The organism is Xenorhabdus entomophaga, assembly GCF_037996725.1.
GTDB classification, from domain to species: domain Bacteria; phylum Pseudomonadota; class Gammaproteobacteria; order Enterobacterales; family Enterobacteriaceae; genus Xenorhabdus; species Xenorhabdus khoisanae.
On sequence record NZ_JBBMXH010000380.1, the window covers coordinates 1 to 372 of the forward strand.

Below are 372 nucleotides of genomic sequence, written 5' to 3' on the forward strand. Positions count from 1 at the left end.
ACCTAAAGCAGCTATTTGATAATAATGGCAGACTGCGGATCAGGATGGGGTTCTGGTAATGGGCATGGGATTAGAGATTTACGATGAAAAAGGCCGGTTAATTATCACCACCAATAACATCATTCCGCGCTTTCTGGGGACACATGCCATTCCCCTCAAAAAAGAGGGCGGCCTGTATCTGCCACCCTTAAGCGAGGGAGGGAATGTCACTGCCCGTTTCTTTTTGTATATGCGGAATAAACAAGGGGTCAGTACGACCCGTATCAGCAATGAGTTCACCCGGTTCAGTGTCTCTGGCAGCACATTTAATTACCACGTGGATTACGATGTGCATCGGTGGGAGCAAAAGGGGTACGGTGGCGGGCAGAGCGG

The 372-nt window shown here is 49.7% G+C and carries 1 protein-coding gene; it reads left to right on the forward strand.

Annotation, left to right across the window (positions count from 1 at the left end; translation table 11 throughout):
* Positions 1 to 64 precede the first annotated feature (64 nt).
* A partial coding sequence (locus AAC854_RS23300; RefSeq protein ID WP_340619156.1) for a hypothetical protein occupies positions 65 to 372 on the forward strand: 308 nt, incomplete at its 3' end.